The sequence below is a fragment of the Paraburkholderia sp. BL25I1N1 genome (genome assembly GCF_003002025.1).
Taxonomy (GTDB): Bacteria; Pseudomonadota; Gammaproteobacteria; order Burkholderiales; family Burkholderiaceae; genus Paraburkholderia.
Window position 1 is genome coordinate 72,445 of the sequence record NZ_PVZB01000014.1, and the last position, 23,391, is coordinate 95,835.

20 protein-coding genes and 1 tRNA gene are annotated in these 23,391 nt (G+C 64.4%); 6 read left to right on the forward strand and 15 right to left on the reverse strand.

Annotated features, from left to right (window positions below; translation table 11 throughout):
• Positions 1–21: 21 nt before the first annotated feature.
• From B0G73_RS21495 to B0G73_RS21555, 13 genes are all read right to left on the reverse strand, one after another.
• Positions 22–1,203 carry a beta-ketoacyl-[acyl-carrier-protein] synthase family protein gene (locus tag B0G73_RS21495; protein WP_106283305.1) on the reverse strand — a complete coding sequence of 394 codons (1,182 nt, stop codon included), beginning with the start codon at positions 1,201–1,203 and terminating at the stop codon, positions 22–24.
• Positions 1,200–3,608 carry an MMPL family transporter gene (locus B0G73_RS21500; RefSeq protein ID WP_106283306.1) on the reverse strand — a complete coding sequence of 803 codons (2,409 nt, stop codon included), beginning with the start codon at positions 3,606–3,608 and terminating at the stop codon, positions 1,200–1,202. The genes B0G73_RS21495 and B0G73_RS21500 overlap by 4 nt, the downstream gene beginning before the upstream one ends.
• Entirely contained in the window at positions 3,608–4,297 is a 690-nt protein-coding gene (locus B0G73_RS21505; RefSeq protein ID WP_106283307.1) for an outer membrane lipoprotein carrier protein LolA, read from the reverse strand. The genes B0G73_RS21500 and B0G73_RS21505 overlap by 1 nt, the downstream gene beginning before the upstream one ends.
• On the reverse strand, positions 4,285–4,716 hold the full coding sequence (locus B0G73_RS21510) for a thioesterase family protein (protein WP_106283308.1): 432 nt from the start codon (positions 4,714–4,716) through the stop codon (positions 4,285–4,287). The genes B0G73_RS21505 and B0G73_RS21510 overlap by 13 nt, the downstream gene beginning before the upstream one ends.
• On the reverse strand, positions 4,713–6,308 hold the full coding sequence (hutH, locus tag B0G73_RS21515; protein ID WP_106283309.1) for a histidine ammonia-lyase: 1,596 nt from the start codon (positions 6,306–6,308) through the stop codon (positions 4,713–4,715). Before hutH ends, B0G73_RS21510 begins: the two co-directional genes overlap by 4 nt.
• Positions 6,295–8,019: a glycosyltransferase gene (locus tag B0G73_RS21520; RefSeq protein ID WP_106283310.1), complete on the reverse strand. Its 1,725-nt coding sequence runs from the start codon at positions 8,017–8,019 to the stop codon at positions 6,295–6,297. Before B0G73_RS21520 ends, hutH begins: the two co-directional genes overlap by 14 nt.
• Positions 8,019–9,893, reverse strand: a complete 1,875-nt coding sequence (locus B0G73_RS21525; protein WP_106283311.1) for an AMP-binding protein — start codon at positions 9,891–9,893, stop codon at positions 8,019–8,021. The genes B0G73_RS21520 and B0G73_RS21525 overlap by 1 nt, the downstream gene beginning before the upstream one ends.
• Complete coding sequence (locus B0G73_RS21530) at positions 9,890–10,552, reverse strand: hypothetical protein (protein ID WP_106283312.1); 663 nt, start codon at positions 10,550–10,552, stop codon at positions 9,890–9,892. Before B0G73_RS21530 ends, B0G73_RS21525 begins: the two co-directional genes overlap by 4 nt.
• Positions 10,552–10,803 (reverse strand): acyl carrier protein, encoded by a 252-nt coding sequence (locus tag B0G73_RS21535; RefSeq protein ID WP_007180827.1) that lies wholly within the window; start codon positions 10,801–10,803, stop codon positions 10,552–10,554. Before B0G73_RS21535 ends, B0G73_RS21530 begins: the two co-directional genes overlap by 1 nt.
• 3 nt (positions 10,804–10,806) lie before the next feature.
• Positions 10,807–11,106 carry a phosphopantetheine-binding protein gene (locus B0G73_RS21540; RefSeq protein ID WP_106283313.1) on the reverse strand — a complete coding sequence of 100 codons (300 nt, stop codon included), beginning with the start codon at positions 11,104–11,106 and terminating at the stop codon, positions 10,807–10,809.
• Positions 11,081–11,875, reverse strand: a complete 795-nt coding sequence (locus B0G73_RS21545) for a 1-acyl-sn-glycerol-3-phosphate acyltransferase (RefSeq protein ID WP_106283314.1) — start codon at positions 11,873–11,875, stop codon at positions 11,081–11,083. The genes B0G73_RS21540 and B0G73_RS21545 overlap by 26 nt, the downstream gene beginning before the upstream one ends.
• The gene (locus B0G73_RS21550; RefSeq protein WP_106283315.1) at positions 11,859–12,623 is read right to left on the reverse strand and encodes a beta-ketoacyl synthase chain length factor; all 765 of its coding nucleotides are present in this window, start codon (positions 12,621–12,623) and stop codon (positions 11,859–11,861) included. The genes B0G73_RS21545 and B0G73_RS21550 overlap by 17 nt, the downstream gene beginning before the upstream one ends.
• Before the next feature lie 681 nt (positions 12,624–13,304).
• A complete protein-coding gene (locus B0G73_RS21555; RefSeq protein ID WP_106283316.1) occupies positions 13,305–14,009 on the reverse strand; it encodes a DUF4136 domain-containing protein in 705 nt (234 codons plus the stop codon).
• Between the two features lie 240 nt (positions 14,010–14,249).
• Here B0G73_RS21555 and pepN point away from each other — a divergent pair, with 240 nt between their 5' ends.
• The 5 genes from pepN to B0G73_RS21580 all read left to right on the forward strand — a co-directional run bounded on the left by pepN (position 14,250) and on the right by B0G73_RS21580 (position 19,172).
• The gene (gene pepN / locus B0G73_RS21560) at positions 14,250–16,946 is read left to right on the forward strand and encodes an aminopeptidase N (protein WP_106283317.1); all 2,697 of its coding nucleotides are present in this window, start codon (positions 14,250–14,252) and stop codon (positions 16,944–16,946) included.
• 203 nt (positions 16,947–17,149) lie between these two features.
• Entirely contained in the window at positions 17,150–17,431 is a 282-nt protein-coding gene (locus B0G73_RS21565) for a type II toxin-antitoxin system RelE/ParE family toxin (protein WP_012434039.1), read from the forward strand.
• A 16-nt stretch (positions 17,432–17,447) separates the two neighbouring features.
• On the forward strand, positions 17,448–17,903 hold the full coding sequence (locus tag B0G73_RS21570) for a HigA family addiction module antitoxin (protein ID WP_106283318.1): 456 nt from the start codon (positions 17,448–17,450) through the stop codon (positions 17,901–17,903).
• A gap of 121 nt (positions 17,904–18,024) precedes the next feature.
• The gene (locus tag B0G73_RS21575) at positions 18,025–19,041 is read left to right on the forward strand and encodes a class 1 fructose-bisphosphatase (RefSeq protein WP_106283319.1); all 1,017 of its coding nucleotides are present in this window, start codon (positions 18,025–18,027) and stop codon (positions 19,039–19,041) included.
• 55 nt (positions 19,042–19,096) lie between these two features.
• Positions 19,097–19,172: transfer RNA gene (locus tag B0G73_RS21580), tRNA-Thr, on the forward strand.
• Positions 19,173–19,279: 107 nt separating this feature from the next.
• Here the strand turns inward: B0G73_RS21580 and B0G73_RS21585 are convergent.
• Positions 19,280–19,480 carry a hypothetical protein gene (locus B0G73_RS21585; protein WP_106283320.1) on the reverse strand — a complete coding sequence of 67 codons (201 nt, stop codon included), beginning with the start codon at positions 19,478–19,480 and terminating at the stop codon, positions 19,280–19,282.
• A gap of 235 nt (positions 19,481–19,715) precedes the next feature.
• Here B0G73_RS21585 and B0G73_RS21590 point away from each other — a divergent pair, with 235 nt between their 5' ends.
• A complete protein-coding gene (locus tag B0G73_RS21590) occupies positions 19,716–22,403 on the forward strand; it encodes an excinuclease ABC subunit UvrA (RefSeq protein ID WP_106283321.1) in 2,688 nt (895 codons plus the stop codon).
• A gap of 18 nt (positions 22,404–22,421) precedes the next feature.
• Here B0G73_RS21590 and B0G73_RS21595 read toward each other — a convergent pair whose 3' ends face one another.
• Positions 22,422–23,333 carry a LysR family transcriptional regulator gene (locus B0G73_RS21595; RefSeq protein ID WP_219907288.1) on the reverse strand — a complete coding sequence of 304 codons (912 nt, stop codon included), beginning with the start codon at positions 23,331–23,333 and terminating at the stop codon, positions 22,422–22,424.
• Between the last annotated feature and the right edge of the window lie 58 nt (positions 23,334–23,391).

Below are 23,391 nucleotides of genomic sequence, written 5' to 3' on the forward strand. Positions count from 1 at the left end.
TCGGCTGGCTCATCGGCTGGCTCATCGGGCAAGAACGAGGCTGACATTGCTGCCGCCGAAAGCAAATGAATTGCTCATCGCGTATTGCGCGCCACCTTGTGGCATGAAGCGCTCGCTAACGACGAGGTCCAGCGCGGGCAACGCGGGATCAGCCTCGCCGTCCCACAGATGACGCGGCAGCGGCACGTCGTCATGCGCCAGCGGGAGCCACGTGAAGGCCAGTTCGGTGGCGCCCGCCGCGCCGAGTTGATGGCCGGTCAACGGTTTGGTGCCGCTCGTCGCCACGCCTTGCGGAAACACGCGCGACATCAAAGCCGCTTCCATTTCATCGTTCTTGCGGGTGGCGGTGGCGTGCAGATTCACGTAACCGATCGCCGACGACGCGATGCCCGCATCGGCAAGTGCCGCGCGCAAAGCGAGTTCGCCGCCCACCCCTTGCGGGTCCGGCGACGAAATGTGATGCGCGTCGCTCGATTCGCCGACTCCCGCAAGCCGCACCGCCGCTTCGTCGCGGCTCATGAGGAACACGGCCGCGCCTTCACCGACGTTGATTCCACAACGGTTGCGGCTCATCGGATTGCTGCGCACGTTGCTGGTCGATTCGAGCGATGCGAAACCCTGCACTGTCAGCTCGCACAGCGAATCGACGCCGCCCACCACGACGGCGTCGCACAGTTGCAATTGCAGCAACCGCCGCGCCGACGCGAAAGCCTTCGCACTCGACGTGCACGCGGTCGAGATAGTAAACGCCGGTCCATGCAGGCCGAGCGCAGCGGCGGCGAACGGCGCGGCCGTACCGATTTCCATCTGCCGATAGTTGAAGTTCGCGGGCAGATCGCCCGCTTGCGCCTGATAGACGAACGCCGCTTCGGCGGCTTCGATACCCGACGTGCTGGTGCCGAGCACCACACCGATGCGATGCGCGCCGTAGCGCTCGCGCGCCGCCTCGACAACGGGTCCGATCTGCGTCAACGCGGCGAGCAGCAAGCGGTTGTTGCGGCAGTCGTAACGGGCGAGTTCGGCGGGCGGCGCAAGATCCAGCGGCGTGAGTACGCTGCCGACGAACGCCTCGCCGATCCCGGTATGGGCGTTTGCCATACCCGGCGAACGAGCGGCGGCAAGCGCCGGGACAATGCTCTCGAGGTCGCCGCCGAGCGCATTGATCATGCCGAGCGCGTGCAAATAGACTGATGGCGCTTTCATGCGGCCCTCCTTGATTCCGATGGCATGCTGATCGGCGCGAGCAGCACCGAGACCGCGATGCCGAGCGCGAGTGTCGCGCCGAAACTCTTCAGCGCAGGCATTGCGCTCATGCCGAGCATGCCGAACGATAACAATGTCGTGGCCGCCGAGAGCAGCACGCCCGTCCATACCGCGCCGAGATCCGCGTCCGCGCGCAGGCAGCCTTCGCGCAGGAACACGGCATAGTTTGCGCCCACGCCGAGCACGAGCATCAGCGCAAGCCAATTGAACAGATTGAGCGGCACGTGGGCATAGCCGAACACGGCCAGCGTGACGCCCACCGCGAGCAGCACCGGCAAGGTCACGGCGACGCCGCCGCGCACTTTGTAGCGCAGCATCAGCAGGACGAGTACGAGGGCAAGCGCGCCGCCGAGCCACCAGCCGCTATCCACGCGATACGCGCCGAACAGCTTCGACACGCTGGCGGCCTTGTCGACGAACACGACGCCGGGCAAGCCTTGCGCGGTTGCGATCAAGGCGGGTTCGTTCTGCGGCGTGACGCCTTGCGGAATGACGACCGCCGCATAGGCTTTCGTCGACGAATCGACTTCGCCGAGCCACAGGTGTTTGTATGGTTGCGACCACGGCGCCGCGAGCCACGTATCGACCGTGAGCGGCGCTTGTGGTTTGGCGTACGCGGCGAGCCAGGCGTCGGCGACTTCGTCCTTGAAACCGGCTTGCAGGAGCGTGGCGCGCAAGGCTGCGCGATCATTGAACACATGCTGCGCAAGCAACGCGCGATCTTCATTCTGCTGTTTCGCGGACGGCACGAACTGCGCGACCGACTGATAGCTGCCGACCTTGTTCGCGGTGCCGTTCAATGCATCCAGTTTTGTGCCCAAGGCTTCCGCGCGTTGGAGTACGACCTCGGGCGTCTCGCCGCGCACGACGAAAAACTGCGCGCTGTTATCCACACCGACCGCCGCACGCACTTTGTCTTCCTGCGCGACGAGCGCCGGATCGCGCTGGATCAGCAGATGGATATCGTCGTCACTGGTCAGACGCAGCCAGCCGGGAATCGCGAGCAGCAGCAACAGCGCCGCCACGAACCACGCCCGCTTGCCGCCTATCGTGCGATGCCACACTGTCAGCACGCGCGCCGCACCTGCGAACACGCGCCTGGGACTGCGTTTGGGTGCGCGCGTGAGCAACGCGGGCAGCAGCCACAGCACGGAGGCGAACGCCGTCGTAATACCGGCAATCGCGAAACAGGCGATCTGCTTGAGCGCGGGAAACGGCACCCATGTGAGAATCGCGTAGCCGAGCAGACTCGTCGCAAGCGCCACGCTCAACGCGGGACGCACCGCGCGCGCGCCACGCCGAGCGTCCCAATCGCGTTGCGCGCCGAGATACACGACGAAGTACTGAATCGAATAGTCCACGGCCTCGCCGATCAGGCTGGCGCCGAACACGAGCGTCAGCAGATGCAGCTTGCCGAATATCAGCATTGTGACCGCCAGCGCGCAGACAATGCCGAGCGCGGTCGACACGAAGCCGAGCAGCAGCAGACACGGCGAACGGAACACCCACATCATCAGCAGCGCGATACCGCACAGCGACGCGACGCCGATCAGATGCACTTCATGTTCCGACGCGCTGCGTGCCGATTCCGCGTAGAAGACGGCGCCGGTTCGCGCCACGGAGACATCGGGGAACGACTGCTTCAACGCGCTTTCGCCTTGGGCGAGTGCCGCGAGTACCGCGTGCTGCGTCTTCGTTTCGTAAGCGGAGCCCGGCAGCGTCGCAACGATCAGCACGCTGGTGGTCGCACCTCGATGCGCAACCAGCAGGTTGTCTTCAAGTTCGAGATTCGAAGTGGCGAGCGGCAGTCCGTCGAGCCAGTGTTCGAGCCAGCCGAAGGGATCGTCGGCGAGCGGCGTGGTGAGTCCGCCGCGCAGCGGGCTGTAGATGCGCTGGGCGAGCGCGTCATGCAGCGTGGTGCCAACCGTGCCGCTCGCGAGCGCCGCGCGATCCGCGGGCGCCAGCAAGCCGAAGCGATACGGCATGTACAGCGACGCGATCTGCGACAGATCGAACGGCGGCAACTCCGCCGTCACCGAACCGAACGCGCCGCTCTTCTGCAAGGACGCGCCGAGTTGTTTCGCCGCGGCTTTCGCGTGCGCGTCGTCGTTACTGGTGACGAGAAAAACAGTGCGGTCGCCCAGCGCGCTCGCCAGTGTATCGACCGCCTTTTCCGCGATCGGGTCGGCCTCAGTCGCGGGCAAGAGCGCGAGCAGATTGGTTTGCAACGGCGACGGCCCCGCGAACCGCCAGCCGCAATAGAGTGCCGCAACGAGCGCGAGCAGCAGCCACGCGGCGCGCATGCCCCACGCCTGTTTCGCGGATCGCTGTTGCAGCATGTCCATTACGGCGCTCCGAGCAGACCGCGTTCAGCCGCGGTGAGTTCGGTCACGGCCGCGCTCTTCGTGAAGTCGAGTTGCGTGATGTCGCCGTTCGCGAGCGTAATGCGCAAGCGCTGCAGATAGTCGCCGCCGTTCATCTCCAGACCTTTGATCGACTGCGCGATCTGCGGCTGGTTCGGCGTGAGTTGCATGCGCCATTGCGCGGCGCTGCCTTCGGCCTGCACGTCGAATTGCGAGTACAGCGCCGATAGATCGCCACCGAGCATCGCGCGCATCATCTTCGAGACTTGCGCGACGCCGCGCGTGCCCTGCGCGCTGTGGGCCGTGACGCGCTGGCCGTTGGCGTTGACTTCGGTTACGCCGGCATCGGTGATCACGTAGGTGGCTTTGTACGGCGTGTCGATCTGCCAGATCACGCCGCGTTCGCGGAAGAACAGAAGTGAGCCGGTGCTCACCAGCGGCTGCTTCATCGCGGCGAGGGTTTGCGTCTGCGTGAATTGCGCGCGCACACCCTTGGCTTGCGCGAGGTGCGCAGCGATCTGCGAGACGAGCGCGGGATTGCCGGACGCGGCTTCTTTCGTCGAGACAGGCGACGCGGCCGACGCGGGCTCCGTCGATACGACGGTTGCCGCGAGCACGCTCAGCGCGCTCAATGCCCCCGCGATCACGACGCGGAAATTCATCGTCCCCATACGCGCTCCAGCTTCTCGAACACAACCGGCGGCGAGACGAACTGCAACTCCTGAGTGGCGGCATCGACCGCGACCTGGATCGTATAACCCTTGGTCAATCGCGTGCCGGTCGCGCAGTCGACGATTTCATAGCCTATTTTCAGGCGGTTTTCGTGTTCGAGCAGTTGCGTGCGCACTTCGATCTGCTGACCGTAGGTGGCCGGCTTCACGTACTTGAGATGCGCTTCCACGATCGGCCACAGATAACCCGACGCCTGCATCTCACGATAGTCGTAGTCGAACGCGCGCAACAGCGCCGCGCGGCCGATTTCGAAGTACTTCAGGTAATGGCCGTGCCAACAGACGTTCATCGCGTCGACATCGTGGAACGGCACTTCCACCGTCGCGCTCGCGCTCAGCACTTTGCGGGGATCGGTCATGCGTTCGATCCTCCGCGATAGTCGCTGACCAGATCGCACGCGGCAATGCGCGCGGTCAGGGCACGCAGTTCGTGTTCTAGCGCGCGGTCCTCGTCGACGAACGGCGACTGTGCGCTTACGCTGTCCATGAACGCCTGCAGCGGCGCCGGCACCGGCGTTCTGCTATCGATCTTCAAGCGCAGACGCGCGGCTTGCACGGTGGCGAGCGTATGCGCGGCGGCGACCTGCTCGGTCAGTTCGAGCACGCGCAGGCAGTCGCGCGCGGCGATCGTGCCCATGCTGACCTTGTCCTGGTTGTGCGCCTCGGTGGAACGCGAAAAGACGCTAGCGGGCATCGTGTTCTTCAAGGCTTCCGCAGTCCATGCGGACGAAGAAATCTGCACCGCCTTGAAACCGTGATTGATTGCCACGCGCGCGGGCCCGGCGCCCGACAGATTGCGCGGCAAGCCGTTGTTGAAATTCACGTCGACCAGCAATGCGAGTTGCCGGTCCATCAGATCGGCGAGGTTGGCGACCGCGACCTTCAGCGAGTCCATCGCGAACGCAATATGTCCGCCGTAGAAGTTGCCGCCGTGCAATACGCGTTCGTTGTCCGGATCGATCAGCGGGTTATCGTTCGCGCTGTTCAGTTCGTTCTCGACATCGCGACGCACCCACGACAGCGCATCGCGCGCCACGCCGATCACATGCGGCGCGCAGCGAATCGAATAACGGTCCTGCAGACGATGGCCCGGCGTGTCGTCGCGGCCTGACAGGTCATCGCGAATCCATGCCGCGGCTTCGGCCTGGCCGGCATGCGGCTTCACTTCGAAGAGCATCGCGTCGAAGTGCGCGGCGCGGCCGTCGAGCGCGACGGTGCACAGCGCAGTCAGACGTGCGGTGAGCCGCGTCAGATGATCGGCGCGCGCGAACGCGAGACAGGCGAGGCCCGTCATCACGGCCGTGCCGTTCATCAGCGCGAGCCCTTCTTTCGGCGCGAGCGTGAGCGGCGCATGGCCGAGTTCGGCCCACACTTCGTGTACGTCACGCAAATGCCCTTCGAACATCACATCGCGTTCGCCCGCGAGCGCGGCGGCCACATACGAGAGCGGCGTGAGATCGCCGCTCGCGCCGACCGAGCCTTCCGACGGAATGCGCGGCAGCACACGATGATTGACCAGATCGGCCAGACGTTCGAGCAACACGGGACGCACGCCGGAAAAACCATAGGCGAGCGAGTTGAGTCGCGCGGCGATCACGGCGAGTGTTTCCGCGTCGTCGAGATACTGGCCCATGCCGCAACCGTGATAACGCGTGAGTTGCAGCGGCAAGGCTTCGACGAGTTCCATCGGCACGTCGACCACGCAGGCGTCGCCGTAACCGGTGTTGACGCCGTACACCGTCGCACCCGCGGCCAGATGGCGGCGCAGAAAATCCGCGCCGCGCTGGATGCGAGCGCGCCACGCCGGATCGGTATTCAACGCGACCGGCGCGCGATGCTGCGCAATCGCGACGACCTCTTCGATCGTCAGCTTGCGGCCGCCGATCACGACGGCCGCGTTGTTCACGGTCTCGCCCGCATTCGGTACATCGATCAGATCATGTTCGGCCATTCGCGCCTCGCTTGGGGCTGGCCCAGAAATCGAAGAAATTGAACCATTGATAAGGTGCCTTGCGGCAATAGTGTTCGAGACGCGCGGCATAGCGCTGCGCCCACGCGGCGAGATGCTGCGCGCGTTCACGGCGCGGCAATTCGATGCGCTCGGCAAACGGTTCGAAATACAGACGGTAGCCGTCGCGCTCTTTCAGACAGAAGAACAGATAGACCGGACAGCCCAACGCATGCGCGAGCACATACGGGCCTTGCGCGAACGGCGCGGTCGAGCCGAGAAATTGCGCTTCGGTCGTGCGACCCGCTTCGTGCGCGGGCACACGGTCGCCGACGATCACCAGCAGTTCGCCGGCATCGACGCGCTCCTGCATCATCATCGCGGTTTCGGGACCGAAGTCGCTGACTTCGAGCAGATGCTTCGCGAACTCGCTATTGGCCGAGGCCAGCACGCTGTTAAAGCGGCGCGCGTGTTCCGTATAGACGACCGCCGTGACCTTCGCATAAGCGCCCTGCGCGGCAAGCGCGCGGGTCATTTCCAGATTGCCGAGATGCGCGCCGATCACGAGCGCGCCCTTGCCGCTCGCCACCAATGCTTCGAATGCCGAAGGATCTTCGAACTTGACGTCGGCATTGTTCACGCGGCCCGACCATGCTGCGAGTTTGTCGAAGCCCGATTGCGCGAATGCCAGCATATGGCGATACGCGGACAGCCAGCCTGGGCGCGGCGTGTCCCCGTGCGGCGCGGCCTCGCCGAGATGCTTGAAATAGTTGCTGGAAGCTTCGCGCGCGGCGCGGCCCGTCAGCAGAAAATACGCGACGATCGGATGCAGCCACAGCGCGGTGAAACGTCGGCCGAACAGCTTGCAACTCAACGCGAGCAGCGACATGCCCAAATGGCTGCCGCGCTCGGCAATGCGCCACCAGTCCTGTTCGTTTTCTTTGCCCTGCTCGCCTGCAAGTGCGGAGCGGCGCGGCATGACCTTATGCGCGAGCAGCATCGGCAGACGCCACAACATGCCGAACACGAGCCGCGTATGACTGCGGCTGATGCGTACGTTGTCCCACAGCACGTCGAAATGCGAGACGCCGTCGCTTGCATACGTGACGCGCGTCGGAATTGAGCGAAACACCGCGCGCCGCCAATACAGGCGCACGAGAATCTCGATGTCGAAGTCCATGCGCGTGGGCAGTTGCACGCTGTCGATCAGATTGCAGGCGAGCGTCAGCGGATAGAGGCGAAAGCCGCACATCGAGTCGCGGATCGTTAGCGAAAGCGTTTCGATCCAGACCCACACGTGCGTCAGATAGCGGCCGTAGAGACGCGCTTTCGGCACGCTCGCGTCGTAGACCGGACGGCCGAGAATTACCGCGCCCGGTTCGGCGCGCGCCGCTTCGATGAAACGCGGCACGTCGGTGGCATCGTGCTGGCCATCGGCGTCGATCTGCAACGCGTGCGTGTAACCCGCCTTGCGCGCGGCGCGCAATCCCGCCATCACGGCCGCGCCTTTGCCGCCGTTCACCGGCAGGCGCAACAGCGTGAGTTGCCCCTGGTACTGCTGCGCGAGCGCGGCAAGCACCTGCTGGGTGGCCTCGTCGCTGCCATCGTCGACGACGAAAAACGGCAGGCCGTGCACCGCCAGATGCGCGACGGTCGCGCCGATCGCATCCTTATGGTTGTAGATCGGAATGACGATGCAGGGGGAGAAAGTCATCACGCGGACTCCCCGTAGACGATCACACCCGATGCGCAATCACGGCCGTTCACGCGGTACGCGAACTGCACGCGACGGCGCGTTGCGTCGTGAGCGAGCGTGAGCTTGAGCACCGCGCCCGGCGAGACCGGCGCCATGAACTTCAGACGATCGATCGACGCCACCGCGCGTGCCGCCGGCACGTGCTCGGCGACCAGACGCACCGCCCAATCGACCTGCACCACGCCGGGAAGAATTGGCAGCCCGGGAAAGTGGCCGGCGAAATGCACGAGCGTCGGCGGCACGCGCAACTCGTAGTGCAGCGTGTCGCCGCTGCGCGCTTCGGACAGCACTTCCATGCCTTCGACGCGCGGTTCGAACGCGGCCGCCACGGCGGCCACCGGCAACTTGCCGCGCGCGTCGAACGGCAGCGTGACGCGAAAACGCCAATGGCGCGGCAGCACCACGACATCGAAATATTCGGCGAGATGCCGACGCAGCACTTTCGCGAGCGCCACGCGGCCTTCGTCGCGCAAAGCCGCGCCGCCCGCTTCGGTCAGCGCTACGACCGCGCCGACGCGCTCGCGCGAGGCGCCGGCGAGCGGCACGAGTGCCGCTTGCGCCACATGCGGATGCAGCGCGAGGCGCGCTTCCAGTTCCGGCAGCGAGACGCGTTTGCCGTCAAGCTTGAGCACGCGGTCGAGCCGGCCTTGCAGGCGGAAACGGCCCTCGGCGTCGAAGGCGATCTTGTCGTCGGTGCGATGCCAGCCGGCGTGACCGAGATGCGGCGAGCGGACATTCAACGCGCCGCCCTCGTCGCGGCGCACTTCGATGCCGGACACCGGTTGCCAGGCATCGGTCTGATCCTGGCGCCGCCACGCGATGCCGCCGGTTTCCGTGCTGCCGTAGATTTCGAGCGGCGCGGGGCCGTAGGCCTCGGCGTATTCCTGCGCGGCTTCAAGTGCGAGCGGACCGCCCGATGAGAAAAATGCGCGCGGCGCCGGCGTCAGGTCGGCGAAACCCGGCAACGCGGGCCAGCGCGATAGTTGCGCAGGTGTCGAGACGATCACCGCTGCGCCGCCGTTGTCGATCTGCGTTTGCAGATGCAACGGCTCGATGCTCACCGCGCGATCGAATGCGCGACCTGCTGCGAGCGGCCAGAGCACGCGGAACAGCAAACCGTAGATGTGATGATGCGGCACGCTCGCGAGCATCGTCGCGTCGCCGACTAGCGCACCCCACTGCTTTTCGAGCGTGTGCACTTCGGCGTTGAATTGCGCGAGCGTCTTGCGGATCGGCTTGGGGCGGCCGCTGCTGCCGGAGGTGTAGAGCGTGAGCGGGGCTTGGGGGTCGATCGTGTGGGCGGAGTGGTTCGGTTGCGCTGAAGCCGCTTCGGCGCTGGCGTTCTGGACGGCATTGGCGTCGGCGTCGGCTCCGGCATTGGCTGTAAATACGGCGGGGGCGTTGGCGTTGGCGCTGGCGTTGGCGTTGACGTCGGAGTTGCCGGGGCCGTTGCCGAAAGCGCCGCCGGTGGCCTCGGCCTCGGCCGAACCGCCAGCATCTGCCGCAAACGCGAACGGCGGCAAGTCCGCGTCCGTCAGCACGACTTCATACGCATCGGCGAGATCGGCGAGATAACCCGGCGTCGAGTTGGCCGGAATCACCGGCTCCTTGCCGCACGCGAACAGCGCGAATAGCGCGCAGGCAAAATCGAACGGATCGTCGATGCACAGCGCGTAGCGTTGCGCGTCTTGCGTTTGCACGAGTGCGACGAGCGCAGCGACGCGCGCGCGAAACGCCGCGCGATCGAGCACCGCGGCACCGTCCCGGCATACGGGGGCAGGCACCGCGCCAGCCTCATCGGCCACCGACAACAGATCATGCAACGCGATCATGCCGCCTCCGAACGTGCGGCGCGCGGCAGCACGACCAGATAACGCCAGATGACCTCGGCCACCAGCAGCACGCCGATCAGCACATAGGCGATCGCGCCGTTGTAGAGCGACCAGCTCGCCCGGCTCCAGTACAACGCCGTGTATGCGGAAAACACGCCGTTCAGCGCGAAGAAAGCGCACCACACCTGAGTCACGCGCAGCGTGTGGCGCACCGCGCCCGGCGGCAGGTTCGGGTTGCCGAGGCGTGCGAATTTTTCGATCATCGACGGCCCGCGCACGAGCGTCGCCCCGAACGCGATCAACAGGCCCAGGTTGACGAGCGACGGATAGAGACGCAACAGCAGCTCGCTATTGGTCAACACGATCGCCGCCGACGCGCAACTCAGCAAGCCGACCACGCTCCAGTCGATCGACGAAAGCCGCCGCAGCGAGGTCGCGACTGGCCCGCTGCCGGCCCAGCGCTGCAGCCACAGGATCGCGAACAGCATGCAGCCGACGTAGCGCGGCGTGTCCCATTTCCACGCGCACAGAATCAGCGCGGGGTAGGCAAGCTTCAAGAGCACCTGCACGACGGTTTTGCCCAGGTGGCGCTCAGTGCCGGGCGAGGCATCGGCGGCCCGATCCGCCGCCGCTTGCGTTCGCGAGCGCGCGGCGGCCATCAGCCCTGTGCCGCCAGCAGCGATTCGACCGCACCAATCACGTCGCCAACGGTGCGCACTGATTTGAACTCTTCCGGCTTGATGCGACGCCCGGTCATTTCCTGCAGTTTGATCGCGAGGTCGACGGCGTCGATGCTGTCGAGATCGAGGTCTTCGAATAGATGCGCCTCGGGCGTGACGCGCTCGGGCTCGATCGCGAAGTTCTCTTTGAAGATGGCGCGGATGCGCTCCAGAATCTCTGCCTCGGACACGATTTACTCCCCCTTTCTGGTTGTTTCGTTCACAGCGTGCACCGCTTCGCGCTGGCTCGCCACCAGCGCCGCCAGCGTGCTGATCGAGCGGAAGTGTTCGCGCGTGCGCTCGTCGTTCGCTGCGATGGTCAGTTGGTATTGTTTGCGCAGCACGATGCCGATTTCGAGCGCATCGATCGAATCGAGGCCGATGCCGTCGGTATCGAACAACGGTGCATCGTCGTCGATATCGGCCGGGCTCAGGTCTTCCAGATCGAGCGCTTCGATCAGGAGCTGTTTAATTTCGAGTTTTAAAGAATCCATAATCGAACAGGTGCTGGGTAATGTGGGCTTCGACGGCGCTCGTCACGCTGCGCGCCGCGAGAGCCGGTGGAGTGTCATGGGCCGCGAGCTGGTCGACGCCGAGCGGCTCGAGCACGTTCACGCGTATTCTGAACGCGCGCGCCGGCACGTCGTACCAGCGCATCTGCTTGGTGAATGCGGGCGGATCGCAATCCATCAGCACTGGGACGATCGGCGCGCCGACCTTCAACGCCATGTGCGCGAAACCGCGCGAAAACGCGTGCAGCCGGTTCGGCGCCGGGCTGCGCGTGCCTTCCGGAAAGATGATCATGGTATAGCCCGCGGCCAGTTGCTTCGCGCCTGCCTCGACGAGTTCGGCGGGATCGGCATTGCTGACGTATTCCGCCGAGCGCACGATGCCCCAGAAACACGGGTTGCTCCAATGCGCGTTTTTCACCACGCAGCAGGCATGCGGCGTGAGCGACAGCAGCACCATCACGTCGAGGTAGGTCGGGTGATTCGCGACCACGATCGCCGGGCCGCCCGCGCGCAAGGCCTGCACGCCGGACACTTCCAGTTCCATCACGCCGATGCGTTGCAATACCGCGACCAGCGCGCGGAAAAACCAGTGAATCACGCTCGTCACCGCGATTTGGCGTGAGGCGCGGTGCGGCCACACCCATGCGAGCGGAAACACCACCACGGAAAACAGCACGCCGCACACCCCGAAGACCACGAAAGCCATGCCGGTCGCGCAGAATCGCCAGAAGTAATCAAGCCGCGCGGCCATGCCACCTCCAATGCCACGTGGCGCCGGCGTTTTGCCAGGCGGTGGGCAGGCCTGTTTCCAGACAGTGCTGCAGCGCCTGGCTCTGGGTCGCGAAGAGGGTTTCCGGGGCGGCGCTATTTTTACCGCCTGTTTCGCCTGTTTCGCCCGTCTTGCCTGCGCGGGCTTCGCTCACCGGAACGGAGTCTGACTGGTCTGCGCGCGACACCGCGCACTCCAACTCGCCCGTCGCCGTTTCGCTATCGAGCAGGAGCGCGATCGCGCCGCCCTGCACTTCGTCTTCGATCGTGCCGTATGCCGGATCGGCCGGTTCGTCCGCGTACACCAGCAGCGTCGGCGAATCCGGCTGCGTGGCATATTGCGCATGCGCTTCTAGAAGCGCGTAACCCAGCGTTTCCGCGCCGGCCGAGATCGCGCTCGCCGCGGAGCGGTCGCCGCGCGCAATCCCGAACACGCCGGTCATGGCATTGAGCACCGAGAGGCTGAAGGCAGTCGGCGAGACCGGCTCGCCCGCGCTGATGGCGCGCAAGATATCCGTGGTGCGCCGCAATTCGCCGTGGCGCGAGGCGAACACCACCCGCACCGCGTCCCGGGCGACACAATCGTGCGCAACCTTCAGCGCCACTCTGGAGAGAGTGCTCAGACGACGCCGCACGATCGGCTCGATGAAGCCGATATCGGGTGAGGCAGATGCGGCAGCAGGCCAGCTAGACCAGCGAGCGACCGGAATGGTCCAGTGCAGATCGGGCATATCGGGTTCGCGCGTAGAAGCGAGGAGAGGCTGAAGCGCCTGACGGAATACGGCACCGTCACAGCGTTCACGCGCCGCGCGGACCGGCAAGCTCCAGCCGGGGTCGATCCAATCTTCTAATAGGGTTCAACGGATTAACGGCACATGGCCCCCGATTATTTAGGCGCCTTTTGTCAATTCGTCTGAAGGATAGTCGCGGGCCCCTAGGGTCGCCGGAATCATACTGAATATTCTCGGATAAATCAGCTTCGAAAGACGTATCCATCTGTATCCGTATCTCTCATACGACGCCCCGCTGAAAAGCGAAGGCGCCGGCTTCCGGCGCCGTTTTCCAGCTTGCGAACGAACCCTTTACCCGTTAGCAGCGCGGCTGCCGCCGATTCTGAAGTCGGAACCATTTCGCCGAAATACGGCAATACTTTCAATTTACTTTCTTAAAAAGTGTTTCAGATTGGAAGGCGCTGGCGTTGTTTGTCCGTTCAGAAGGAAGTCTCGCCGCGTACGGTCGACTCGGATCTGCCCTAATAAGAAGATAGGCCGTGCGGATATCCGAGTGCGGTATTGGGCGTAGAGCTTCACGCCCGCCGACGTTGAAAAGCAAAACGGCCCGGCAGGGTGACCTGCGGGCCGCTTAACCTGCACCGACATCGCCGATTCGACGCGTCGTCAGCCAGGTACTATTTACTGCACGACTTTCGCACCAGACGCCGGCATCGGCGCGGCGGCGGGCGCCGTGCCGGTCGCCACCATTTCGTTCGACGGGCCGCCACTCGTACCCACCGGAATCTTTACCGTGTGAACCACACCGTTGCCGAGTGGGAAATCGGCCAGCGCGCTACGCGCCAGATACGGCATGGCCCGAACCAGCGAGGACTCGCCGCCCGTATTGCGCGCCGTCACGTTGTAGACCTCCTTGCCGCTCGCGCGCTCGGTGATCCGCACGCCCAGCAGGTGGGTGAAAATCGGATAGCTCTGGTTCACGTAAGTGGCCGGGAATGCGCCCCACGGGCCCCACGGATCGAACGGCCGGCCATAGCCCCAGTACGGCGCCGGCCATGGGTTGTAATACACCGGCTCCGCAACCGTCACCACGTCCGAACGAATCCCATAGGACAGTCCGACCAGATAGCGGGCCTGCGCGCCGTCGACCTGACGGAACGAATGCGCGGCGAGTTCGTTCGCGACCAGGCGCTCGTAAGTGCTGAGTTCGAGATTATTCTGCTGGTCCGCCGCTCGCGTGAACGCGTAGGTGCGCGTGGCGTCACTGCCGCTCCAGTCTGAAAAGGCCGTGACCTGGGTGGTGACGTAGGTCGTGCAGCCGGACAGCAGCACCGCCAGTGCGCCCAGCAGCAGCGTGGCGTGGCGGGTCCATCGATCGATTTTCATGGTCTACCTCGTGAAGCTTCCAAGTTGCTTCTGTATTGTCCGTCAAACTTGTCCGTCAAACCCGGCCCCGTCGACGCACGGGCATTCCCGCACTCGGGCGCCCGATAATACGCTGACCAGCCGACCCGGTAAAAAGTTCGCTCCGCACAATTCGCCGAGGCTTTGTACAATGGCTCGACATGCCCGGCCCGCGCGCCAGAAGCGCGCTCGCCGGCTCGAGTTCCAACACTACAGAACGCCATGGCCGATACCGCAACGCCCAATGTGATTCGCCGCGCCGACTACGCGCCGCCCGCCTTCCTGATCGACACCGTCGCACTGGTGTTCGATCTGGTTCCCGAACGCACGGTGGTCCGCAACACGATGCGCGTGCGCCGCAATCCGGAGGCGTCGCGCGCCGCGCACCTGGAGCTGATGGGCGAACAACTGGAGTTCGTCGGCGCCGAGATCGACGGCCGGCCGTTCACCAATGCCCACGCGCACGAACACGGCTTGCGGCTCGACAACGTGCCGGATCAGTTCGAACTGACGCTCACGAGTCTCTGCAATCCGGCTGACAACACGACGCTGTCGGGCCTTTACGTGTCCGGCGGCAACTTCTTCACGCAGTGCGAGGCCGAGGGCTTTCGCCGCATCACTTACTTTCTCGACCGTCCGGACGTGATGGCGACCTTCACGGTCACGCTACGCGCCAATAAAGCCGATTATCCGGTCCTGCTGTCCAACGGCAACCTGCTCGAGGAAGGCGATTTGCCGGACGGCCGCCACTTCGCCCGCTGGGAAGATCCGTTCAGAAAGCCGAGCTATCTGTTCGCGCTGGTCGCGGGCAAGCTGGTCGCCCTGGAAGAGCGTGTGAAGAGCGGCTCGGGCAAGGAAAAGCTGCTGCAGGTGTGGGTCGAACCGCACGACCTCGACAAGACCCGCCACGCAATGGATTCGCTGATCCATTCGATCCGCTGGGACGAGGAACGCTTCGGGCTCGAACTCGATCTGGACCGCTTCATGATCGTCGCGGTGAGCGACTTCAACATGGGCGCGATGGAGAACAAGGGGCTCAACATCTTCAACACGAAGTACGTGCTGGCGAACCCGGAAACGGCAACCGACACCGACTTCGCGAACATCGAGGCCGTGGTCGGCCACGAGTATTTCCACAACTGGACCGGCAACCGCGTCACGTGCCGCGACTGGTTCCAGCTGAGCCTGAAAGAAGGCCTGACGGTGTTCCGCGATCAGGAGTTCTCGGCCGACATGGCTGGCGGCGCCACGGACGAAGCGGCGCGCGCCACCAAGCGTATCGAAGACGTGCGCGTGCTGCGCCAGATGCAGTTCGCCGAAGACGCGGGTCCGATGGCGCATCCGGTGCGCCCGGAAAGCTACGTCGAGATCAACAACTTCTACACGATGACCGTCTACGAGAAAGGCTCGGAAGTCGTGCGGATGTATCAGACGCTGTTCGGCCGCGACGGCTTCCGCAAGGGCATGGACCTGTATTTCAAGCGTCATGACGGCCAGGCCGTGACCTGCGACGACTTCCGTCACGCGCTCGCCGACGCCAACGGCCGCGATCTCACGCAGTTCGAGCGCTGGTACAGCCAGGCCGGCACGCCGCGCGTGTCCGTGCGCACGCAATACGACGCCGCGCAGCAACGTTACAGCGTAACGCTCACGCAAGGCTACGGCGAAGGCGCGCCGGCCGCGCGCGAAACGCAAAAAGGCCCGCTGCTGATTCCGTTCGCGATCGGTTTGATCGGCCAGGACGGCCACGACCTGCCGCTGCAATTGCAAGGCGAAAATACGGCCTCGGCCTTCACCACGCGTGTGCTTGAATTCACACAGACCGAACAGACTTTTACGTTCGTCAACGTGGCGCAAGAGCCGCTGCCTTCGCTGCTGCGCAATTTCTCGGCGCCGGTGATCGTCGAATACGACTATTCGGCGGATCAGCTTGCATTCCTGCTTGCCCATGACAGCGATCCGTTCAACCGCTGGGAAGCCGGCCAGCGGCTCGCCACGCGCGAACTGCTCACGCTTGCAGGACGCGCCGCCACCGGTGTGCCGCTGCAACTCGACGACTCCGTGGTGGCCGCGTTCGCCCGCGTGCTGACCGACGAAACACTCTCGCCTTCGTTCCGCGAACTCGCGTTGATGCTGCCTTCGGAAGCGTATCTCGCCGAGCAGATGGCCGAATCGAATCCGGCCGCCGTGCACGCCGCGCGGCAGTTCGTGCGCAAGCGTCTTGCCAATGCTCTCAGGGGCGACTGGCTCAAGGTGTACGAGCAGCATCGCACGCCGGGTGCGTATGAAGCCACGCCCGAAGCGGCGGGTCATCGCGCGCTGAAGAATCTCGCGCTGTCGTACCTCGCGGAACTCGACGATCCTGCCGAAGCCGTGCGTCTCGCGTCCGCGCAGTACGATGCGGCGAACAACATGACCGACCGCTCGGCGGCGCTCTCCGCGTTGCTCAATGCGTCGGCGGCGAATGGCGGCAGCGCCGAGGCGCAGCAGGCGCTGGACGACTTCTACCGGCGCTTCGAAAAGGAGCCGCTCGTGATCGACAAGTGGTTCGCCTTGCAGGCCACGCAGCGTGGCAGCGCGCAACGTCCGGTGATCGGGATCGTGCGTAAGCTGATGACGCATCCAGCCTTCAACCTGAAAAACCCGAACCGCGCGCGCTCGCTGATTTTCAGCTTCTGCGCGGCGAATCCCGCGCAGTTCCATGCCGAGGACGGCTCAGGCTATGCGTTCTGGGCCGATCAGGTGATCGCACTCGACGCCATCAATCCGCAGGTGGCTGCCCGCCTCGCCCGCTCGCTGGAATTGTGGCGCCGCTTCACGCCAACGCTGCGCGACGGCATGCGCGCGGCGCTGGAGAAAGTGGCGGCTCAGGTGAAATCGCGCGACGTGCGCGAGATCGTGGAGAAAGCGTTGGCATAACGCTCGCCTGAACGCTGTTGTCGCATCTAAAAGCCGGCACGCGTTGCCGGCTTTTTTTCGTCCTGCATTTTTTGGAAGCACGCCGCCGCCGCGCGCGGCGATAACGTTAGCCATCTGGACGACTGTTCGACTCGCGCCGACGGGGTGAAAGTAAACGCATTCATTTAACGGTTTACGTTTAACGCACTGCGTTATATCATCCCATGATCACGACATTCGGCGACAAAGCTACGGCGGGAATCTTTCAGGGCAAGTTCGTGTACTCATTGCCGCTTCACATGCAGGCGCTCGCGCGCCGCAAGCTGTTCATGATCGACGCCGCGGAATCCATCCGCGACCTGCATGCGCCGCCGGGCAACCGGCTGGAAGCATTGCAGGGCCAGCGCAGCGGGCAATGGAGTATCCGGATCAATGCGCAATGGCGCATCTGCTTTCATTTCGTCGAAGGGGAGGCGCTGAATGTCGAAATTGTCGACTATCACTGATTATTGGGAGACCGGCATGGTCATCAAACGCTCCGACCTGGGCAGCATCGATTTCTCGGACATCGGCACCGGCGACAGCATCCCGGAAAGCCATCCGGGCGAAATTCTGCGCGGCGAGTTCCTCGAACCGCTCGGCATGTCGGTCAACGCGCTCGCACTTGCGCTGCGGGTACCGGCGCCGCGCATCAACGACGTAGTGCGTGGCAAGCGCGCCATCTCGGCCGACACGGCGCTGCGGCTCGAGCGCTACTTCGGCGCGAGCGCGCAGTTCTGGCTCAATCTGCAAATCGCCTACGACCTGCGCGTCGCCACCGCGGCGGCCGGCGAGCAGATCGAGCGGGAAATCGAACCCATGCCGAAGGCCCAACGCCCGAAAATGCCGAAGATATCGGCCGGACACGCCCGCGCCGCCGCGCTCGCAGCCAATGTGAGCGGCAAGGTCACCGCCGGCAAGGCGCGCCGCAAAGCCTGAATTTCGCCACGCACCGGCATGTCCGGCGCGATCGCTGTGCAAGGTTCCCGCGCAAAAGCGCGGAAGCGACACAACGAACGGTTAAAATCGGAATATTCCTCAAGCCTTCCCGGAGTACAGCATGGCTTTGCAACGTCGTACCACTCTCACGAAGTACCTGATCGAGCAGCAGCGCGAAACCAACAATCTGCCGGCCGATCTGCGCCTTTTGATCGAAGTCGTCGCGCGGGCGTGCAAGGCAATCAGCTACCACGTCAGCAAGGGCGCGCTGGGCGATGCGCTCGGCACAGCGGGCAGCGAGAACGTTCAAGGCGAAGTGCAGAAAAAGCTCGACATCCTGTCGAACGAAATCCTGCTCGAAGCGAACGAATGGGGCGGCAACCTCGCCGGCATGGCTTCCGAGGAAATGGAACAGTTCTTCCCGATCCCGGCGAACTATCCGAAGGGCGAATACCTGCTCGTGTTCGATCCGCTGGACGGCTCGTCGAACATCGACGTCAATGTGTCGATCGGCACGATCTTCTCCGTGTTGCGTTGCCCGGACGGTCAACAACCCACCGAACAGTCGTTCCTTCAGCCGGGCACGCAGCAGGTCGCCGCGGGCTATGCGGTCTATGGTCCGCAAACCGTGCTGGTGCTCACCACCGGCAATGGCGTGAACTGCTTCACGCTGGACCGTGAACTCGGCTCGTGGGTGCTCACGCAAAGCGATATGCGCATTCCGGTCGAAACGCGTGAATATGCGATCAACGCTTCGAACGAGCGCCACTGGTATCCGCCGGTCGAGCAATACATTGGCGAATTGAAGGCTGGCAAGGACGGTTCGCGTCAAAGCGACTTCAACATGCGCTGGATCGCCTCCATGGTGGCGGACGTGCACCGTATCCTGAATCGCGGCGGCATTTTCATGTATCCGGCCGACAAGCGCACGCCGGACAAGCCGGGCAAGCTGCGCCTGATGTACGAGGCGAATCCCATGGCCTTCATCGTCGAGCAGGCGGGCGGCGCCGCGACCAACGGCGAGAAGCGCATTCTGGACATCCAGCCGAAAAGCCTCCATGAACGCGTCGCAGTGTTCCTCGGCTCGAAGAACGAGGTGGACCGGGTTACACGCTACCATCTCGAAACAAAAAAGTGAGTTCAGGGGCTTGCCAAGCTGATTAAGAAGTCCCTATAATCTCGTTTCTCCTGATGCCGGAATAGCTCAGACGGTAGAGCAGCGCATTCGTAATGCGAAGGTCGGGGGTTCGATTCCTCTTTCCGGCACCATCAAGATTCAAGCAAAAAGCCCAGTCCTCGCGACTGGGCTTTTTGCTTTTCTGAGCATGCTTTGGGCGCGTCCGCGCAAAGCGCCCTCAAGCAAACCGCGCTACGGCTCATCCACGAAAACCTGGCCGATCGAATTGCGCTGTCACGCCGAGGTTGCGTGCCACAACGGAATTTTCCACGCGGGCCGGCTCCGGCCGTTGAGCGCCATAGGCGGCGACCGCTTCCTGCGGTGCCGACGAGAACCACAAAATCCGGCCATCACACTCGATTCCGACCTGACGACCTTTCCAGTACACGGCGTTTTCCATGGCGAACTCTCCGAGGGGCGAAGACTGCCATCTTCCGCGCCGGCCGTGGCGCGTCCGTTAGCCACCGCACTCTGGGCGCGGATAATCGCTATCAACGATAGGCGACGATTTCCGGGCTGACGGCGTGCGCGTGCTCCGCCTTCACTGGCATCATCGCCATTTCATCGTCGGGCATGCTCCGTGCAGCTTCACCAATATTCGCCTGAAGCGCCGGGCGATGCTCACACCTATCGATATGGACACCAGCCGCAATAAAGCCCGCCCGACGACGCCGCCGCCCGACGCACCCGCCTTCACCGGCTTCGTGCGTGTGCGCGGCGCTCGCGAACACAATCTGAAGAACATCGACGTGCAGATTCCGCGTGATGCGCTGGTCGTCTTTACCGGCGTATCCGGCTCGGGCAAATCGTCGCTGGCATTCGGCACGTTGTACGCCGAAGCGCAGCGGCGCTATTTCGAATCGGTCGCGCCATATGCGCGGCGCCTGATCGAGCAGGTCGGCGTGCCCGAAGTGGACGCCATCGAGGGCCTGCCGCCCGCGGTCGCGTTGCAGCAACAGCGCGGCACGCCGAGCGCGCGCTCGTCGGTCGGCAGCGTGACCACGCTGTCGAGTCTCGTGCGGATGCTCTATTCACGCACTGGCGACTATCCGCCGAAGCAACCCATGCTGTTCGCCGAGGATTTCTCGCCGAATACGGTGCAAGGTGCCTGTCCGACTTGCCATGGACTCGGCCGCGTCTACGAGGTCACGGAAAAATCGATGGTGCCGGACGACTCGCTGACCATTCGCGAGCGCGCAATCGCTGCATGGCCGCCCGCCTGGCACGGACAAAATCTGCGCGACATTCTGGTCACGCTCGGCTACGACGTCGATAAACCGTGGCGCGATTTGCCGAAGAAAGACCGCGACTGGATTCTCTTCACCGACGAACAGCCGACCGTGCCCGTCTACGCCGGCCTCACGCCGAAGGAAACCCGCGCCGCGCTCAAGCGCCAAGACGAGCCGAGCTATCAAGGCACCTTCACGGGTGCGCGCCGCTACGTGCTGCATACGTTCGCCAACACCCAAAGCGAGTTGATGAAAAAACGCGTGTCGCGGTTCATGATCGGCAGCGTCTGTCCGACCTGTCATGGCAAGCGGCTCAAGAAGGAAGCGCTGTCGGTGAAGTTCGCCGGGCTCGATATCGGCGAGTTCGCCCAGTTGCCGCTAGCCAGACTCGCCGAGATGCTCGAACCGATCGCGCGCGGCGAGTGGCCCGAGCCGGATGTAGCACATGCGGGCAAAGACGCCGTCAAAGGCGGCGTGCTCAGCAAAAACGCTATGCGCGATGCCGTCGACAAACGGGTCGCCGCTGGCGGCTCCGCGCATAAAGCCGCGCCTGACGTACGGCGCACGCCCAACCTGTCCGCGGAAAAACGCGTTGCCGCGCAACGCATCGCAGCCGAGTTGCTCGAGCGCATAACGACACTGGTCGATCTGGGTCTGGGCTATCTCGCGCTGGAGCGCAGCACGCCCACGCTGTCATCCGGCGAACTGCAGCGCTTGCGACTCGCCACGCAGTTGTCGTCGCAGTTGTTCGGCGTCGTGTATGTGCTCGACGAACCATCAGCCGGACTGCATCCCGCGGATGGCGAAGCACTCTTCAGCGCGCTACAGAGCCTGAAGGCCGCGGGCAATTCGCTGTTCGTCGTCGAACACGATTTGCAGATGATGCGGCGTGCCGACTGGCTCGTCGATGTCGGTCCCGCAGCCGGGGAAGCAGGCGGCCATGTGGTTTATAGCGGGCCGCCCGCCGGCCTCGCGAAGGTCGAAGCGTCGCATACGCGCCGGCATCTATTCGCGCCGCCTGCGCCGGTCGCACGCGCGACGCGCAAACCGGCCGGCTGGTTGAGGCTCGCCGGCATCACGCGCAACAATCTGCACGAGCTGGACGCCGCGTTTCCACTCGGCTGCCTGACCGCCGTCACGGGCGTGTCGGGCTCGGGCAAATCGAGCCTCGTGAGCCAGGCGCTGCCGGAACTGGTCGCCAGCCACCTTGGACGCGTCTTTGAAAATCCCGACGACGACGAGCAGGACCCGTTGCTTGCCGCCGCGAGCGCGCCGACCGGCGGCCGCATCGTCGAAGGCATGGACGCGCTGCGGCGGCTCGTGCGCGTCGATCAGAAACCGATCGGCCGCACGCCGCGCTCCAACCTGGCCACCTACACGGGCCTCTTCGACCACGTGCGCAAGCTGTTCGCCGACACGCCGCTCGCCCGCAAGCGCCGCTACAGCGCAGGCCGCTTCTCGTTCAACGTGGCGCAAGGCCGTTGCCCGACGTGCGAAGGCGAAGGCTTCGTCAGCGTCGAACTGCTATTTCTGCCGAGCGTCTATGCGCCCTGCTCGACCTGTCACGGCACGCGCTACAACACGCAGACGCTGGAAGTCACATGGCGCGATAAGAACATCGCCGAGGTGCTCGGCCTGACCGTCGACGCCGCATGCGATTTCTTCGCCGACGATGCCAGCGTGATGCGCGCGCTGAAAGTGCTGCGCGACATCGGCCTCGGCTACCTGCGGCTCGGTCAGCCGGCCACCGAATTGTCCGGCGGTGAAGCTCAGCGCATCAAGCTCGCCACGGAACTGCAACGCGCACAACGGGGCGACACGCTGTATATCCTCGACGAACCGACCACCGGCCTGCATCCCGCCGACGTCGACCGGCTGATGGTGCAACTTCAGGGACTCGTGGATGCCGGCAATACTGTCGTCGTGGTCGAGCACGACATGCGAGTGGCCGCGCAAAGCGACTGGGTCGTCGACGTCGGCCCGGGCGCCGGCGACGCAGGCGGCAAGATCGTGGCGAGCGGCACGCCGGCCGAGATCGTGCGCGCGACGGAAAGCCGCACCGCCGAGTATCTGCGGCAACTGCTTGTAGTGTGAAAGAAGGAAGCGGGTGCGCTAGCGAGCGCTGCGCTTCTCTTTCAGGAAGTCGATCAACGCGCGCAGTTTGAGCGGCATTTGCGCGCGGCTCGCCGTGTAGAGATAGAAACCGGGAAAGCTCGGACACCATGCGTCGAGTACGCGCGAGAGGCGGCCATCGTCGAGTTGCTCGCGTATGTAGTCCTCGATTACGTGCAGCAGACCCACGCCCTGCTCTGCGGCTTGCACCATCGTGCGCAGGTCGTTGGTGACGAGCGCGCCGCGCGTCTCGACTTCGAACACACGCGCCGGGTCGTCGGGCGGCGCGAACTCCCATCGATAGATGCCGCCGCTCGACGTAAAGCGGTAGCGCAGGCAGTCATGCGCGGCGAGATCCGCTGGCGTCGCGGGCGGCGCATAGCGCTCGAAATAGGCCGGCGAGGCCGCCACTGCAATGCGCATCTCGCCGCCCAATGGCACCGCCACCATGTCCCGCGCAACCCGTTCGCCGAGCCGGATGCCGGCGTCGAAGCCTTCGCCTACGACGTCGGCCAGGCCGTCGTCGAGCGTCAGGTCGAGGCGGATCTGCGGATAACGGCGCGTGAATTCCGCGAGATGCGGCTGCACCAGCAACTCGCTCGCGATCCGCGGCAAGTTGATACGCAAATTGCCCGCGGGCTGGTCGCGGGTTTCGTCGAGCGCCTCGAAGGCGGCCTCGAGTTCGCCCAGCGCCGGCCGCACGCGAGCGAGAAACTGCGCGCCGGCTTCGGTCAGCGCCACGCGCCGCGTGGTCCGGTTGAACAAACGCACATTCAACTGGGTCTCGAGCGAGCGGATGTTTTGCGACAGCGCCGAAGCCGTCACGCCGGTCTCGGCGGCCGCGCGCGTGAAGCTGCCGTGACGCGCCACGCTCAAGAACCCCATCAACGCCGGTAGTTGCGCAGAATCCATCGCGGCCCCCATTATTAAGTCAGACTTCATAATCCTTGCAGACAAGCGGCATTTTTCC

What these genes read in the sequence shown, in the direction of transcription:
- B0G73_RS21495 (WP_106283305.1), bottom strand. Translation starts at nt 1,203, where the DNA reads ATGAAAGCGCCATCAGTCTATTTGCACGCGCTCGGCATGATCAATGCG.
- B0G73_RS21500 (WP_106283306.1), bottom strand. Translation starts at nt 3,608, where the DNA reads ATGGACATGCTGCAACAGCGATCCGCGAAACAGGCGTGGGGCATGCGC.
- B0G73_RS21505 (WP_106283307.1), bottom strand. Translation starts at nt 4,297, where the DNA reads ATGGGGACGATGAATTTCCGCGTCGTGATCGCGGGGGCATTGAGCGCG.
- B0G73_RS21510 (WP_106283308.1), bottom strand. Translation starts at nt 4,716, where the DNA reads ATGACCGATCCCCGCAAAGTGCTGAGCGCGAGCGCGACGGTGGAAGTG.
- hutH (WP_106283309.1), bottom strand. Translation starts at nt 6,308, where the DNA reads ATGGCCGAACATGATCTGATCGATGTACCGAATGCGGGCGAGACCGTG.
- B0G73_RS21520 (WP_106283310.1), bottom strand. Translation starts at nt 8,019, where the DNA reads ATGACTTTCTCCCCCTGCATCGTCATTCCGATCTACAACCATAAGGAT.
- B0G73_RS21525 (WP_106283311.1), bottom strand. Translation starts at nt 9,893, where the DNA reads ATGATCGCGTTGCATGATCTGTTGTCGGTGGCCGATGAGGCTGGCGCG.
- B0G73_RS21530 (WP_106283312.1), bottom strand. Translation starts at nt 10,552, where the DNA reads ATGGCCGCCGCGCGCTCGCGAACGCAAGCGGCGGCGGATCGGGCCGCC.
- B0G73_RS21540 (WP_106283313.1), bottom strand. Translation starts at nt 11,106, where the DNA reads ATGGATTCTTTAAAACTCGAAATTAAACAGCTCCTGATCGAAGCGCTC.
- B0G73_RS21545 (WP_106283314.1), bottom strand. Translation starts at nt 11,875, where the DNA reads ATGGCCGCGCGGCTTGATTACTTCTGGCGATTCTGCGCGACCGGCATG.
- B0G73_RS21550 (WP_106283315.1), bottom strand. Translation starts at nt 12,623, where the DNA reads ATGCCCGATCTGCACTGGACCATTCCGGTCGCTCGCTGGTCTAGCTGG.
- B0G73_RS21555 (WP_106283316.1), bottom strand. Translation starts at nt 14,009, where the DNA reads ATGAAAATCGATCGATGGACCCGCCACGCCACGCTGCTGCTGGGCGCA.
- pepN (WP_106283317.1), top strand. Translation starts at nt 14,250, where the DNA reads ATGGCCGATACCGCAACGCCCAATGTGATTCGCCGCGCCGACTACGCG.
- B0G73_RS21565 (WP_012434039.1), top strand. Translation starts at nt 17,150, where the DNA reads ATGATCACGACATTCGGCGACAAAGCTACGGCGGGAATCTTTCAGGGC.
- B0G73_RS21570 (WP_106283318.1), top strand. Translation starts at nt 17,448, where the DNA reads ATGGTCATCAAACGCTCCGACCTGGGCAGCATCGATTTCTCGGACATC.
- B0G73_RS21575 (WP_106283319.1), top strand. Translation starts at nt 18,025, where the DNA reads ATGGCTTTGCAACGTCGTACCACTCTCACGAAGTACCTGATCGAGCAG.
- B0G73_RS21585 (WP_106283320.1), bottom strand. Translation starts at nt 19,480, where the DNA reads ATGGAAAACGCCGTGTACTGGAAAGGTCGTCAGGTCGGAATCGAGTGT.
- B0G73_RS21590 (WP_106283321.1), top strand. Translation starts at nt 19,716, where the DNA reads ATGGACACCAGCCGCAATAAAGCCCGCCCGACGACGCCGCCGCCCGAC.
- B0G73_RS21595 (WP_219907288.1), bottom strand. Translation starts at nt 23,333, where the DNA reads ATGGATTCTGCGCAACTACCGGCGTTGATGGGGTTCTTGAGCGTGGCG.